General features: G+C 40.8%; 13 protein-coding genes. 1 reads left to right on the top strand and 12 read right to left on the bottom strand.

The window, feature by feature from the left end; translation table 11 throughout:
* Positions 1-36 precede the first annotated feature (36 nt).
* The 5 genes from F903_RS00220 to rdgB all read right to left on the bottom strand — a co-directional run bounded on the left by F903_RS00220 (position 37) and on the right by rdgB (position 4,796).
* Positions 37-2,364 carry a PhoX family protein gene (locus tag F903_RS00220; protein WP_005193640.1) on the bottom strand — a complete coding sequence of 776 codons (2,328 nt, stop codon included), beginning with the start codon at positions 2,362-2,364 and terminating at the stop codon, positions 37-39.
* Between the two features lie 186 nt (positions 2,365-2,550).
* Positions 2,551-3,336, bottom strand: a complete 786-nt coding sequence (gene tatC / locus F903_RS00215; protein WP_005193638.1) for a twin-arginine translocase subunit TatC — start codon at positions 3,334-3,336, stop codon at positions 2,551-2,553.
* The gene (gene tatB / locus F903_RS00210) at positions 3,333-3,788 is read right to left on the bottom strand and encodes a Sec-independent protein translocase protein TatB (protein WP_005193636.1); all 456 of its coding nucleotides are present in this window, start codon (positions 3,786-3,788) and stop codon (positions 3,333-3,335) included. The genes tatC and tatB overlap by 4 nt, the downstream gene beginning before the upstream one ends.
* 12 nt (positions 3,789-3,800) lie before the next feature.
* Positions 3,801-4,019 carry a Sec-independent protein translocase subunit TatA gene (tatA, locus tag F903_RS00205; protein ID WP_004672915.1) on the bottom strand — a complete coding sequence of 73 codons (219 nt, stop codon included), beginning with the start codon at positions 4,017-4,019 and terminating at the stop codon, positions 3,801-3,803.
* A 153-nt stretch (positions 4,020-4,172) separates the two neighbouring features.
* Positions 4,173-4,796 (bottom strand): RdgB/HAM1 family non-canonical purine NTP pyrophosphatase, encoded by a 624-nt coding sequence (gene rdgB / locus F903_RS00200; protein ID WP_005193634.1) that lies wholly within the window; start codon positions 4,794-4,796, stop codon positions 4,173-4,175.
* 407 nt (positions 4,797-5,203) lie between these two features.
* Here rdgB and F903_RS00195 point away from each other — a divergent pair, with 407 nt between their 5' ends.
* Positions 5,204-5,416: a cold-shock protein gene (locus tag F903_RS00195; protein ID WP_004672913.1), complete on the top strand. Its 213-nt coding sequence runs from the start codon at positions 5,204-5,206 to the stop codon at positions 5,414-5,416.
* A gap of 209 nt (positions 5,417-5,625) precedes the next feature.
* Here F903_RS00195 and F903_RS00190 read toward each other — a convergent pair whose 3' ends face one another.
* The 7 genes from F903_RS00190 to F903_RS00160 all read right to left on the bottom strand — a co-directional run bounded on the left by F903_RS00190 (position 5,626) and on the right by F903_RS00160 (position 14,470).
* Positions 5,626-6,213, bottom strand: coding sequence for a tetratricopeptide repeat protein (locus F903_RS00190; RefSeq protein WP_004672912.1), 588 nt, complete (start codon positions 6,211-6,213; stop codon positions 5,626-5,628).
* A complete protein-coding gene (gene metW / locus F903_RS00185; protein WP_004672910.1) occupies positions 6,210-6,803 on the bottom strand; it encodes a methionine biosynthesis protein MetW in 594 nt (197 codons plus the stop codon). Before metW ends, F903_RS00190 begins: the two co-directional genes overlap by 4 nt.
* Positions 6,803-7,963, bottom strand: a complete 1,161-nt coding sequence (gene metX, locus F903_RS00180; protein WP_004672909.1) for a homoserine O-succinyltransferase MetX — start codon at positions 7,961-7,963, stop codon at positions 6,803-6,805. Before metX ends, metW begins: the two co-directional genes overlap by 1 nt.
* A gap of 113 nt (positions 7,964-8,076) precedes the next feature.
* Positions 8,077-9,774 (bottom strand): 2-isopropylmalate synthase, encoded by a 1,698-nt coding sequence (leuA, locus tag F903_RS00175; protein WP_005193633.1) that lies wholly within the window; start codon positions 9,772-9,774, stop codon positions 8,077-8,079.
* Positions 9,775-10,174: 400 nt separating this feature from the next.
* Entirely contained in the window at positions 10,175-11,275 is a 1,101-nt protein-coding gene (locus F903_RS00170; RefSeq protein ID WP_005193632.1) for an alpha-hydroxy acid oxidase, read from the bottom strand.
* A complete protein-coding gene (locus F903_RS00165) occupies positions 11,275-11,958 on the bottom strand; it encodes a Fe2+-dependent dioxygenase (RefSeq protein ID WP_005193630.1) in 684 nt (227 codons plus the stop codon). The genes F903_RS00170 and F903_RS00165 overlap by 1 nt, the downstream gene beginning before the upstream one ends.
* Before the next feature lie 97 nt (positions 11,959-12,055).
* Complete coding sequence (locus F903_RS00160) at positions 12,056-14,470, bottom strand: catecholate siderophore receptor Fiu (RefSeq protein WP_005193629.1); 2,415 nt, start codon at positions 14,468-14,470, stop codon at positions 12,056-12,058.
* Positions 14,471-14,752 lie beyond the last annotated feature (282 nt).

The raw sequence follows: 14,752 nt of genomic DNA, 5'->3' as shown, positions 1-14,752 counted from the left end.
GAAGATTGGCATTGTCATGTTGGATCAACTCAGCGATTAGCCAGCGATCGCACCACCATCTTTACGCGTGATTACCACCGTAGCTGAGCGCGGGCGAGCAGTTGTGTTATTTGGGTTGGTTTGAGTTGCAGGCCAGTGACTTGTTGGCGCTGCATAGCTCTTAGAGTCTTCACCAGGATGCTGTACGTTGATGAAAATAGCTTTGTAATCTGGTGTCATGGTCACACCCGTGATCTCACATTCTTTTGGTCCGACTAGGAAGCGGCGCAGATTTTCATCATTCACCTTGGCTCCCATAATCGTTTCAGTTCCGTTTGATGTGGTTGCTTTGCTACCATCACTGACTTGACCTGGCAATGCCGCAAGCATCATACAGTTGGTCACATCCGTATAAGCGCCATCATCCGTTTGAATCCAAAGCACACCACGAGTGTCAAACCACATGCCATCTGGTGATGAGAAGTCATTGCTATCGGTTAAACCAGAAAGGTTAATGTTTGATGCCATTGCTGCTTCTGCACCAAATAAGTAAATATCCCATTTGAAGCTTTCAGCCGTAGTTTTATCATCTGCTTCACGGAAACGGATAATATGACCGTTGACGTTCCCTTTCTGAAGTTTTTCGTTGTTATATAAGTCTTCATAACTGCGAGGGTTCGCTGCATCAGTTGGATAGCTTGAACCACGATTCGAGTTGTTGGTCAGTGTCACATACACTTCACCATTTACTGGGTTAACTGCACACCATTCTGGGCGATCCATCTTGGTTGCGCCTACTGAGTCCGCTGCCAGACGAGCAAAGGTCACCACATCTGCTTGTGATTTAAAAGGGTAGGCTGTATTGCTTTCATTTAAGCCATTTTTACCATAACTGAGCTCAATCCATTGACCTGTACCATCAGCATTAAACTTGGCAACATAGAATTTCCCTGCATTCATATACTTATCGCCAGCACGATAACCGCCGTTGATATCTTTTGGATCCCACTTGGCATCGGATACAAATTTATAGATATACTCGCCACGTGAGTCATCGCCCATATAAAAAGCTAGGTTCTGACCTTCAATGACGCGGCTAGTACGGCAGTCTTCATGAGCAAAACGTCCAAGTGCAGTACGTTTTACAGGTGCTTGGCGGCTATCAAATGGATCGATTTCGACCATCCAACCAAAAGTATTTGGTGCATTGCGGTAATCTTGTCCTGCATTAGCTGTTTTTACATCAGCATTCCAACGATCATAAAGATCTTGGGATTCAACTTGACCTTGTGCAGTTTCCCAACCATAGCGTGAATTTGTATTTAAATATTGAATTCGCCCTTGTTCATCTAAGTTTGGTATTTTATTTTTTTGAGCATCTAAGATATAAATAATTTCGCCTTTTTCATTCTTCTTTGGCGTCCCATCTGGATTTTTTTCATATTGATAATCAATAGATAGACCTAAACCATAGCGTTTGAGCGCAATCTCTTCTGTTGCAGTACGTTGGTATTTATCAGTCCCTGAACGCTGGAAGTAACCAATGAAGTTTTCTTCAGTAGTGAGGTAAGTTCCCCATGGCGTGTAGCCATTTCCACAGTTGTTGTGTGTACCGCGTGTTTGTACGCCAGTTGGAGAAAACTTAGTTGCTAACAGGGCATTTGCTGCCGCAGGACCAGCGAACTCCATCAAGGTTGAACCAGTGATACGACGGTTGTACACAGAGTTTTTTACCAGTTCAACTTTTTGAGTTTTCGCATCTTTTTTCACATGAATGATTGAGACACCATGCGCATTTACTTCACGAATCACTTCATCTTCAGGACGGCGGCCATCTACTTTGGTTGGACCCTTAGGATGTAAGAAAGTTGGATTGATGTACTCATGGTTGAGCACCAATAAGCCATCGTTTGATTGTTGCTCATCATAACGACCAGTGGCAGTATTTAATCCAAAATAGCTCATGCCATCATGATGATCGCCTGAACGGAACTGAAAGCTTGGGCCAGAAGGAATATTATTGTCATCCCATTCTGCGTAGTTTGGATTAATCGCATCGCCTAAAGCATATAAAACATGTGCTTCATAGCCTTCAGGTACAGTCACAATATCGTCTAAATTCTTCGGCACAGCAGTGAAGTTTAACTTCTCAGGCTTTTTATGTGGGTCAACAGGTGTTGTTGTGCCACCACCAGTATTTTTATTATCGTTATCATTACAGCCTGTCAATGTTGATGCCAATGTCAATGCGACAGCACCGCTTGCTGTTTTGGTGATGAGGCTACGGCGGCTAATATGCTGTTCTAAAATGTCACGAAAATGAACATTTGTAGAGGTGTTATTATCCAGTTCTTGGTCTTCATGATATGGCGTCAGCTGTGTCATGGAATCATCCTAAGTTTATATGTTCAGTAAAAAAATTTCCCGCCTTTAACTTAGATTGAAATTGTGACGTTGCCTTGACACTTATGTGACAAATACATTAAAAATCAAATAATAATATAAAGTTTGGTCAAAAAAAACAGGTCTAGGACCTGTTTGGAAAATTGTTTATGGCGATAGAGTGAATCGCTATGCTGTTTTTCTTTTTTCGATGATTCTTCCAAAGAACAAACCCAATTCAAAAAGTAACCACATCGGCACTGCCAACATAATCATTGAAATGGCATCAGGCGGCGTGACAAACATGGAGACAAAGAAACAACCCACGATGATAAAGCGCCGTTTCTCGATCAAACTTTGCGTGCTGACTACCCCGATTAAAATGAGTAATAAGGTAATCACTGGAATTTCAAATGTTAAGCCAAAAACAATAAATAGCTTCAAACAAAAAGCCAAATAACTGTTGATGTCTGTCATTGGTGCTACGGTTTCAGGAGAAACACTGATAAAGAAATGCAAAATAGATGGCAAGGCGATGAAATACGCAAACGCAATACCGATATAAAACAAAGCAATGCTACTAATCAATAAAGGCAGTGCCAATGATTTTTCTTTTTCGTATAGCGCAGGTTTCGCATAGGACCAAATTTGGTAAATGATAAAGGGCATAACCAGCATCAGTGCGACAAAGAAATTCAGTTTAAAGGGTGCCATAAATGTCGCGGTGACATCCGTTGCAATCATGGATGAACTGACAGGCAATTGCGCTCTTAACGGCTCTGAAAGGATTTGATAGGTACGGTTAGCAAAGGGCAGTAAACAGAAGAACAAAACCAATATTGCAGCAACGATTTTAAATAAATGTCGACGCAAAATCATCAGATGCTTGGTAATCGGCATTTCTTCAAGCTTAACGTCTTGATCATCATTTCCCAAAGTGGTTTGGGTTAATGGAGAGCTGGATGGTGAACTCATACCGCCACCTTTAATTCAGGAGTTGAAGAGGTTAAATCAAATTGTGAATGCGGAGTCGGAGATGCCATGTGTAAGAGTGCAAACTTCGGTAGATAAATGCATGCCACTGGATGTAATAAATAATGGTAATGAAGTGGTGTGCGATTGTTTTTGGATACCGCAGTTTGAGGTTCATCTTCTAAAGAGACTTTTTGCTGTTCCAATGAGGTCATCTGAGCTTGCATTTTTTGCTCAAGTTCAGCGATACGTTGCATTTCTTTTTGCATTTGTTCGCGTAGTTCAGACAAGCGTAATTCACGATCGATATCATTTTGAACGTTACTGACCAGACGCTTAATTTTTGCATACCATTTCCCCACAAAACGAGCGGCTTCAGGTAGCTTATCAGGCCCGAGTACCAGTAAAGCAATAATGCCGAACGCAAGCAGTTCGGACATTCCCAAATTCAGCATAATGGCGCTCGCTTAGCTTTTTATTGAGCTTTCAGTACTTTTGACTTGAGCATCAATGGTACGAGGTTCATTTAGAGCAGTCGTGGCTTCTTCGTCTTCTTTGATCGATTTTTTAAAATCTTTCACAGCACCACCAACATCTTTACCTAAATTTTTAAGCTTTGATGTACCGAACAGTAAAATAACCACTACTGCAAAAATAAGTACATGCCAAATCGATAAACCAGCCATAACCATATTCCTATAAAACTTTGGTTATATCTCAACAGTTTGGCATGACAGAGGTGTGACACTAATATTGCAATTTTAAGACAGTAAACAGAGGAATGATTTTTATATAAAAAAGAAAGAAGCCCGAATAAATGTTTTGGGCTTCGGTCAATATTAGCTTAAGCTCGCTTTAAAAAGTTGCATCGCCTGACCACGATGGCTGATTTTATTTTTCTCTGTTTTGCTGAGTTCTGCGCTGGAAAGATTAAGTTCTGCTAACCAGAATAAAGGATCATATCCAAAACCATTTTCACCACGCGTGGCTTCTAAAATCTCACCCTTCCAGATTCCTTGGAAAATTTGCGGCAGCGGATCTTCGGCATGCGTAACTAAAGCCAAGACGCAGACAAACATCGCTTCAATGGTCTCGTCATTGTTGCGGAGAGGTTTAAGATCAGCCAACAGTTTTTGATTGTTGGCAGCATCGTTGCCATGTTCACCTGCATAACGCGCAGAATAAATCCCAGGTGCGCCGCCTAAAATCGGTACACATAGACCTGAATCATCTGCGATAGCTGGTTTGCCAGAAATTTTTGCAGCATGACGTGCTTTGATGATGGCATTTTCAACGAAGCTCAAACCATCTTCGATGGCATCTTCAATGTCGAGTTTGCCTTGAGGAATAATGTTGATGGATAGATCGAGTTGTTGAAACAGATGTTCAAATTCGGCAACTTTGCCTTTGTTGTTGCTTGCAAGGACGAGACTGCCGTGTTGTAGCCAATGGGGATTAGACATGATGGTTTTGAGGTATCTGGATTGAATATCTAAGATTTTAGTGACTTTTGAAGCATGAGAGTAGTTAAATTATCTTGTTTTACACGATTTTGATAATATCGCGAATAAAATGTTTTTTAATCTAAATTCTCTAAGTGTATTGAAAACAAACGAGTAATTTATTTTATTTTTTATCTTTTATTTAATTAGATCATATAAGATATAAAAAAACTTGAATATTTATTTTTTTCAGGTATCATTCAATTAACTAGAAAAATTATTGTTTTGGTTAATCTTCTCTAAGTATCGCAGTTTTAGTCATAATCCTTCGTTTTTTACAGATATCAAGCTCAATTCTTCATTATTTTTCAAAGTTATCATTAGCCGTAATAACATGGCTAAAATGTTAAAATTCAATAGGATATATTATGTCTACTACAACAGTTACTGGTACAGTGAAGTGGTTTAACGAAACTAAAGGTTTTGGTTTTATTCAACAAGAATCAGGTCCAGATGTTTTCGCTCATTTCAGCGAAATCGCAAACTCAGGTTTCAAAACTTTGTTTGAAGGCCAACAAGTTTCATTCAGTATCGCTCAAGGTCAAAAAGGCCCAAATGCTGTGAATATCGTTGCTCTTTAATAAGTAACCCAGCATTCAAAAAAAGCACTTTATAGTGCTTTTTTTACGTTTGCTGTTTAGAGAAGTGATCTAAAATCATATCCTAGCTCACTTTTATTGTACGGTTATGATCAAGGGAAAACTGAAGTGATCTTGAACAATTTTGGGTGCATTAAAAAACCGACCTCATAATTCAGTCGGTTTTAGTACAGCAAACAGCAATGATAATATTACTGTGCTTGAATCCATCGATCAGCACGATCACGCGCAGTACGAATCTGTTCTTGAGTCAAGTTTGCAGCCAAGGCTGTTTTTTTACCTTCAGAAAGGCTAATTACTTTAGTATCAAGCATGCCATCACGCGTTGAAAGCTCATACCATTGATAAGCCCCCATATAGTTTTTCTTTTGTTCTTCCATCATGGCAAGATTAAAGCTAGCACGGTTATCACCGTTGCTTGCCGCTTTTTCAAAATACTTACGCGCTAAAACTTCATCTTTCTTCGTACCCATGCCATCGGCATACATGCGACCCACATTGAGCTGAGCTGCTGAGATGCCCTTATCGGCTGCGGCTTTAAATAGCGCAAATGCTTGTTTCTCATCTTTTGCAACATCTTTACCATATTGGTAACGTGTTGCGAGATAGAATTGTGCTCCTGCCTGACCAGCTTTCGCCGCGCTTTGTAATTCACCGATACTCATGACTGAGTATCGTGCTGCTTGTGTTGCAACCGATTGCGGTTGAGCAACATAGTCAGCATGCGCTTGTATACTGATCAGACCAAACAAAAAGGTGCTGATAAATGTCTTTTTCATAGTGCGCTCACTCGATAAATTGCGACTTCACCAAATAGGTTCGGCATATGCTTGCTGAGCACACTACCTTGTTGGTCACCATTAACGGCAAGTCGATTAATAATTTTAATCCGATTCTCAGCACATAAGGCTTCAAAGTCTCGGAAAGTACATAAATGAATATTCGGGGTGTTATACCACATATAAGGCAACGCTTCCGAAACAGGCATTTTTCCTTTCAGCGCAAGAAAAGAACGCGTCTTCCAATACGCAAAGTTCGGAAAAGTAATAATTGCCTGTTTGCCGACACGCACCATATCCCGAAGTAATACATCAGGTGCATCTACAGCTTGCAAAGCTTGTGCCATGACCACAGAGTCAAAAGACTGGTCAGCAAAACGGCTTAAACCTAAATTTAAGTCCTGTTGAATAATATTTAACCCCCGACTGATGGCAATTGCAATCTTTTCTTGATCAATTTCTAAGCCATAAGCGCGAATATTGTGTTGTTTGCTCATATGAGCCAATAATTCACCATCTCCACAGCCTAAATCGAGCACGCTGGTATTCGGGGTAATCCATTTTTCAGCAAGTTGTTGGTCTATACGCATTAGCTTGCCTCCAAATGGGTCGATTGCAACTGCTGTTCTCCACCTAAAAATGCGCGTAATGTTTTCACATACAGCGGAATCGGGAACAAGAAGGAATCATGACCTTGTTCAGCATCTATCTCTAAATAACTGACAGGCTGATGATTATCAATCAGGGCATCCACGATTTCCTGTGATCGGCTTGGACTAAAACGCCAATCCGTGGTAAATGAAATCACCAAGAATTTGCATTTCGGTTTACGCATCGCTTTCGTCAATGAATGCTCATATTCACGAGAGGGATCAAAATAATCCAATGCCTTGGTCATAATCAAGTAAGTATTTGCATCAAAATTGCGACTGAATTGTTCGCCTTGATAGCGCAAATAACTTTCGACTTGGAATTCAACATCAAAACCGTACATAAATTTGCCCGATTTTAGATCACGACCAAATTTTTGTTTCATGGCTTCTTCAGATAGATAGGTAATATGACCGACCATCCGCGCCAAAATCAAACCGCGTTTTGGATAACTATCATTTTCCAAATAACGTCCATGATGAAAATCCGGATCGGAAAGAATAGACTGGCGTGCAACCTCATTGAAGGCAATATTTTGTGCAGAAAGCTTTGGTGCGCTGGCGATAATCGCACATTTTTTTAGGCGATCAGGATAATCCAGTGACCATTGTAAGGCCTGCATGCCACCGAGAGAACCGCCAATAATGGCGTACCAAACCTCAATCCCTAAACGATCAGACAACATGGCTTGGGTTTTGACCCAGTCACGAACCGTCACCAACGGGAAGTCTGGACCATAGGGACGGTTTTCATTTTCAGGATTGGGTGAAGTGGGGCCTGTTGAGCCACTACATCCACCGATATTATTCAAAGACACCACAAAGAAGTGATTGGTATCAATTGCTTTCCCAGGGCCAATACATTCATCCCACCAGCCCGCTTTTTTATCATCTTCATGATGAAATCCAGCAGCATGATGATGCCCTGACAACGCATGGCAGATTAAGATGGCATTGGAGTGATCTGCGTTGAGGGTTCCATAGGTTTCAACCATCAGGTCGAAACGAGGCAAAATCCGTCCGCACTCAAGCTCTAATGGAGCTTCAAATGAAATTTTTTGTGGTGTGACTAAACCCACTGAATCCGATGGAAAAGACACGAGAATAATTCGCCTTGTATAAAGTTTCTTAATCAATAATAAAAGGATACCAATTCAGGTACCCTTTCAAAAGTCATTTTTTCGATATTTAAATAGGTTGAATCATCAACACCTTAGATGGCAGCGGCAACCACTTGTTCGGTGGTTAATACACCTTGCTCAATCAAACGGTTGGTACATGCAATAATGGCTTCGATAGATGCAGTGACAATATTGTCGTGTACGCCTGCACCAAATGCACTCTTACCTGTACCTTTGACTTGGATTTCGATCAACGCAAGTGCTTTCGCATTTGCACCAGAACTGATACTACGTTCTTCGTAGTTCACCACATCGATTGGTAATTGTAAGGCATCTAACATGGCAGAGATTGGACCATTACCTTCACCACGGAGGCGTTGAACTTCGCCTTCGATTTCAATATCTAATTCAATGATTTGTTTGCCATTGATATCAGACAATTGATAATGTTTGGTTTGATAATGACTGTTTTTCACATCCACATACGTGTCTTGGAATAATTGCCAAATCTGATGTGCACTGACTTCAGTCTCATTTTCGTCGGTGTATTGCTGCACGATCTGGCTAAATTCGATTTGTACGCGTCGCGGTAAAGCCACGTTGTAATTCGATTCTAACAAGTATGCGATACCGCCTTTACCTGATTGGCTGTTGACACGAATCACTGCATCGTAGTCACGACCTAAATCTTTCGGATCAATTGGTAAGTAAGGCATATCCCACATTTCTTGGTCTTTTTGGAATTCGAAGCCTTTTTTGATGGCATCTTGGTGTGAACCAGAGAAAGCTGTGAAGACCAAATCACCCGCATATGGATGGCGTGGATGCACAGGTAAACCAGTACATTCTTCAACAGTGGCAATGATTTCATTGATATTCGAGAAATCTAAGTTTGGCGCAATACCTTGGCTATACATGTTCAATGCCATCGCCGCAACGTCAACATTTCCTGTACGTTCACCGTTACCAAAGACACAGCCTTCGACTCGGTCAGCACCTGCCATAATTGCTAATTCTGACGCAGCAATACCACAACCACGGTCATTGTGGCAGTGAACAGAAATGATCACACCATCACGACGTGCCAAGTTACGATGCATCCATTCGATTTGATCGGCATAGACATTTGGCGTTGAAACTTCAACCGTAGCAGGCAAGTTCAAAATCACTTTGTTGCTTGGAGAAGCTTCCCAAATTTCAGTCACTGCATCGCAGACATCTTTTGCGACGTCTAATTCAGTTGCAGAGAAACATTCTGGACTGTATTGGAAAACCCATTCAGTCGCAGGGTATTGTGCAGCATATTCTTTGACTTTATTGGCAGCATTCGTGGCAAGTTGTTTTGCGCCGTTCGCATCTACATTCAATACTTTTTGACGGAAGGTCGGTGAGTTTGAGTTGTAGATATGCACAATCGCACGTTTTGCCCCGACTAATGCTTCAAAGGTACGAGCGATCAAATGATCACGCGCTTGAACCAAAACTTCGATATAGACATCGTCTGGAATCAAGTTTTCTTCAATTAATTTACGCGCAAAGTCGAAGTCAATTTGAGATGCAGATGGAAAACCAATTTCAATATGTTTGAAACCAATTTTGACCAACATATTGAACATTTTGAATTTTTGTTCCATGTTCATCGGTTCAAAAATTGCTTGGTTACCGTCACGAAGGTCGGTACTCATCCAAATCGGTGCTTGGTTGATTTCATTATTCGGCCATTGACGATCTGGTAAATCCACTCGTTGGTACATACGGCGGTATTTTTTGCTTGGGTCAGCCAACATCATTAGGTAACTCCTTGTTATAGCCGAGGTTGCATGTTCAGCATAAATACAACCGACTATAAAGATATATGGTGTCTATCAGAATCAATTTAAAGAGGATTTATGTTTCGATTGCCTAAAAGACTAGGCAGAAAATTTATACGCGCGCGAGGCGCAGCATCAGGAGAGCAGCGAGATGTTTTGTATATGACGGATCGGTAACGCCGTGATTTGTTTTCATTATCTACCATTCAAATCAGTTATTTGGTTTTGCAGCTATATTAATCATCTAATCAAAATCAGTCTAGGTGAAAATACAAGCGACTGCAAAGGTGTATAAGCATTTTAATTGGAATGAATCAAAAATAATTTCCTATTTTTGCACTGAATAGTAGAATAATGAAAATAATTTCCGATATTTTTACTATTTCCGATAAATAAAATCTTGGTTAATGTCTTTTATGGTGGCTGTTCCCATCAATGCCATGCTAATTTCGAATTCTTCTTTTAAAATCCTGATCACATGCGCAACGCCCAAAGCCCCCGCGGTTGCTAAACCATAGATATAAGGACGACCAATCAAAACCGCAGATGCGCCTAAAGCAATCGCTTTAAACACATCCGAACCTCGACGAATCCCACCATCCAATAACACTGGATAGTCTGTTGGCACGACAGCTCGAATCTTTTCAAGCGCAATCAAGGGGGGGATGGTGGTATCTAATACGCGTCCCCCATGATTAGACACAATCAGACCTGAGACACCATACTCTAATGCTTTTTGCGCATCGGCAGGGTGGAGGATACCTTTCAGTATCACTGGCAAATCAATCTGCTTGACCAACCATGCGATATCATCCCATGTTGGTGCGTATTTCATCAGCCCCTGAAAAATTGGATGCTGATGATCAGCTAAAGTTTGAATCATGTGTGGAGCTTGATGATGAGGGTGGGGCAAGTCTATTGGAAGTTGAAAATCAATTTTACGTTCCCGATCTCGAATTCCGGTATGTGGCGCATCGATGGTGATCACAATGGCTTTAAAGTTGTTTACCTTAGCCATTTCAATCAAGTTTAAAGCGTGTTCTCGATCACCTTGCCAATACAATTGAAACCATTTATACGGATTCTCTTTGTTAAGTTCCTGTATGTGAGTATTGGTTAAATTACTGAGTATAAAGTTGCTTTGCATCACTTCGGCCGCAAGTGCCGTGGCTTGCTCTGCTTGAGGATGAAACAGCGCTTGATGTCCAATCGGTGCTAAAAAAATCGGATGTGGATAATTGATACCGAATAGATTGAGTTGGGTGTGACCGTGTGTGAAGTCATTTAAATGACGAGGGATCAGTTGGATATCTTGGAATTGACATTGATTTTGCTGCACGCTCAGTTCGTGCATGGCCCCACCTTGTAAATAGTGCCAAGTGGACTCTGCTACATGCTTTTGTGCCTGCAATTGGTAATCTGCAATAGTTTGGAGCTGTGGCGGAATCTGTGTCAAAGGCGCAAGTGGTGTTTGAGACATTATAATGTTCCCCATTGTCTCAATAAATTATGATAATGATGGGTTAAAGCCACAACTTCTTCAGCATCCCCGAGTTGTTGTCTGAGTTTTAGGATGGTCATATCCAAGTTGAATAACATGCTGCGTTGCCAATCATCTTTGACCATGCTTTGAATCCATGTAAATGCGGCAATGCGACTACCCTGAGTCACTGGCTCAACGCGGTGTAGGCTGGTAGACGGATATAAAATAGCATCACCTGCATCCAGTTTGACTTCATGGCTGCCATAAGTGTCCTCTACAATCAGCTCACCCCCTTCATATTCATCAGGTTCAGATAGAAAAACGGTAATCGAGACATCGGTACGAATGGCAGTGCCTGTCTGAGATGAATATTGGATGGCGCTGTCGACATGATTGCCATAATTGCCTTGATGCTGATAGCAATTAAACATGGGAACTAAAATATGCTGAGGAAGCGCAGCAGAGCGAAGCAATAGATTTTGTTGCAATGCCGTTAATACATACTGACTAATCGATGGGTACAAATCACTTTGAATGTCGACTTGTAAGTTATTTTTGGTCTGTTGAGCTTGTACGCCTGCACTTTGAGAACCGTTGACCCAAAGCTCTGGCTGTTTCATCTGTTGACGAAGTTCAGTAACTTGTTGCTTGTTTAATAATTCAGGGATATGCAACATCATTTTTTAAACCTTTCGATACGAAACAGCCTGCCAAAAATTATACCTTTTCTGGCAGGCTGTGTTTATTTATTAAATCTTAAAAGACTCAACAAATCATTTAGAACTTATAGTTAAAGGTTAATGCCGCTGAACGAGGTTGACCTAAAGCAAAACGGCTACCACCATTGTTTAGTGCACTGATATATTCTTTGTCAGCAAGGTTATAAACATTGAGGTTTACAGAGGCATTTTTGTTAATGCTATAACCTGCCATTGCATCGAATACCACATAAGATGGGACTTTTGGCATGTTTGCTGGGGCTGGGTTGTCTGTAATCACACGCTTTTGCTCATCGACATAACGTGCACCTAGACCAACTTTAAAGCCTGCAATGTCATAAGTCGTCCATAAAGAAGCGGTCCAGTCAGGAGACCAACGTACAGAATCAGTGGTTGTAACTGTTGTTACGCCAGTTGTTGTATTGGTACTTACGCTTCGCTGATCTTTCTGCTTGGTTTTCATGTGAGCAACGCCCGCAGAAATGTTCCACGCATCGGTAATTTGACCAACGACACCCAGTTCTACACCTTCAACTTTGGTTTTTCCTTCTTGCAGCGACTCAAGCGTAACCGGGTCTTGCGTAAACTGATTTTCATTTTCAGTGCGATATACCGCTGCAGTTAACGCCAATGTGTTTTTCAACACATCCCATTTACTACCGATTTCGTAGTGATGTGTTTCTTGAGGTTTACCACGAGGATTGTTTGCGGCTTGAGTTCCTGATGTTGCATCAGATAGGTTGAAGTTTGCGCTTCCTGGAGGCGTGAGTGATTTGGCATAAGATGCATAAACACTGCTATTTTCTGTTGGTTTAAATAAGCTACCCAGTTTCCAACTGACTAATGTGTCATGTGCTTTTAAATCAGTTGGTGTTTCTACGCCTGTTGACGCTATAGAGAGCGCATCATAAGTTGTATGATAGTAATCTACACGAACTCCACCATTAAACTGTAAGCGGTTATCCAATAATTTAATGGTGTCAAACAAATATGCAGCGGCTGTTTGAGTTTCGCCATCACTATAAGCCCCTGTGTAAACCAGTTTTGGCATGACATCATGACGATTTGGATTGTATAAATTTGCAGGTGGTGGGGTTATAGTCGTTTGCCCTGGTATTTGGGTGGCTAAGGTACGAGAAATTTGCTGTTCTTGCAGAAACTCTAAGCCCGCAACGAGGTCATGTTCGACTGCACCTGTTTTAAAGTTAAAGTTTAATGCTGAAAGATTAGCCAAGATTTTATTTTCTTGATCTACACCTTGATGTGAACGTGCAATTGTCCAAGTATCTTTATTGTTTAGATCAAATGTGCCGTAATTAAAATTATAGGTATATGTATTATCAGGGTTTACAGTAAGATCAACAGATGGAGCATTAATTGCATTAATTCCAGTTAATGCTCGTTTCATATGAGTTTTACCAAATCTCGATATGTTGGTAAATTTAATATTTTCACCAAAGTCACTTTCAATTTTGGCTGATATCATGTCTGAGCTAATATCTTCATAATCATTAGCGTTGCCATAGTAGTTGCTACGGTTAACTTCAGGCGCTTTGCGTAACGCACTATTAATTTTTTGAGCGTCTGCTGAATTGTTAATATCATTGCGAATTTTAGTTTCAAGTGCTCTATTTTTAGTATTTGTATAGTTAGATGAATAACCATAATAGAAACCATCCATTCCAATTGTGGGAATACCACCGTCAGGGATGTTGTTTTGACGAATGTGTTGTGAATATAAGTAAAAACGGGTATCTGTGTTCAAACCAAATACAATAGAGGGAGCCACAGCCCAACCATTGTTCTCAACCACATCACGACCTTCAACGCCGCCGTCTTGGCCCATAGCGTTGAAGCGAATCGCTACACTTTCATTGATCGCTTGGTTGATATCCGCAGTCAAACGTGCATTTTCAGCCGTGTTATAACGTGCAGAAACTTCACTGCTATTTTCAGCTTTTGGTAATTTAGTGACTAAATTGATATAACCAGATGCAGAGCCACGACCCGCTTCAGCACCTGATGGGCCTTTTACCACTTCGATTTGTTCTAGGTTAAATACGTCACGGCTGACCGCACCAAGATCACGAACACCATCAACGTAGGTTGAAGTTTGGGTCGAGAAACCACGCATTTGGAATGTGTCACCTGCGCTAGTGTTCCCATTTTCACCCATTTGCAGCGTGATTCCCGGGGTATTACGCAATGCTTCAATGAGTGACGAGGCACCTTGTTCTTGTAAGAGTTCTTTTTTGATGACTTGTATGGTTTGTGGCGTATCAACTAATGGTTGGGTGTATTTTGGCGAACTTATGGCTTCGGCTTTGTAGCTGTTTTCAGCTTTCACTTCAATTGTTGGAAGTTTAGTCACATTTTCCTGTGGTGTAGCTGCGTGTGCAGTCAAAGGAAGGCTTGCAGCAAGTGCAACTAACTGTGTAGTACCAAGGTGTTTACGACTTTTAATTTTTGCCATTGAGAGAAACCCCGAAATTGAAGTGGTGAATGACCGAACTCGCAACTTTGTGAAACTTTTACAAATAATGCGGTAAAAGTGAATGAATTGTTAAACTATGTAACAATGTGTGTGAAGTCTAATGATAATTATTATCGTTATCAATGTCTTTATTTGTTCTTGTTTCTGTATGTGTTGTTAAGATTTTGATATTTATGCTTATATTTTTAAATTGATATTAACGATGCATTGTACTGTATATTTTTATAATAATGATTGGTGAAAATAAGTTATTGTTTTTAT

The sequence above is a fragment of the Acinetobacter sp. NIPH 298 genome, from assembly GCF_000369505.1.
GTDB lineage: Bacteria > Pseudomonadota > Gammaproteobacteria > Pseudomonadales > Moraxellaceae > Acinetobacter.
Note: the sequence above shows the minus strand (reverse complement) of the source record. Positions and strands in the feature narration are given on the sequence as shown.

Excerpts from the sequence above, each read along its gene's own strand:
- F903_RS00220 (WP_005193640.1), bottom strand. The coding sequence starts at position 2,364 with ATGACACAGCTGACGCCATATCATGAAGACCAAGAACTGGATAATAAC.
- tatB (WP_005193636.1), bottom strand. The coding sequence starts at position 3,788 with ATGCTGAATTTGGGAATGTCCGAACTGCTTGCGTTCGGCATTATTGCT.
- F903_RS00195 (WP_004672913.1), top strand. The coding sequence starts at position 5,204 with ATGTCTACTACAACAGTTACTGGTACAGTGAAGTGGTTTAACGAAACT.
- tatA (WP_004672915.1), bottom strand. The coding sequence starts at position 4,019 with ATGGCTGGTTTATCGATTTGGCATGTACTTATTTTTGCAGTAGTGGTT.
- F903_RS00170 (WP_005193632.1), bottom strand. The coding sequence starts at position 11,275 with ATGTCTCAAACACCACTTGCGCCTTTGACACAGATTCCGCCACAGCTC.
- F903_RS00165 (WP_005193630.1), bottom strand. The coding sequence starts at position 11,958 with ATGATGTTGCATATCCCTGAATTATTAAACAAGCAACAAGTTACTGAA.
- metW (WP_004672910.1), bottom strand. The coding sequence starts at position 6,803 with ATGCGTATAGACCAACAACTTGCTGAAAAATGGATTACCCCGAATACC.
- tatC (WP_005193638.1), bottom strand. The coding sequence starts at position 3,336 with ATGAGTTCACCATCCAGCTCTCCATTAACCCAAACCACTTTGGGAAAT.
- rdgB (WP_005193634.1), bottom strand. The coding sequence starts at position 4,796 with ATGTCTAATCCCCATTGGCTACAACACGGCAGTCTCGTCCTTGCAAGC.
- F903_RS00160 (WP_005193629.1), bottom strand. The coding sequence starts at position 14,470 with ATGGCAAAAATTAAAAGTCGTAAACACCTTGGTACTACACAGTTAGTT.
- leuA (WP_005193633.1), bottom strand. The coding sequence starts at position 9,774 with ATGATGTTGGCTGACCCAAGCAAAAAATACCGCCGTATGTACCAACGA.
- F903_RS00190 (WP_004672912.1), bottom strand. The coding sequence starts at position 6,213 with ATGAAAAAGACATTTATCAGCACCTTTTTGTTTGGTCTGATCAGTATA.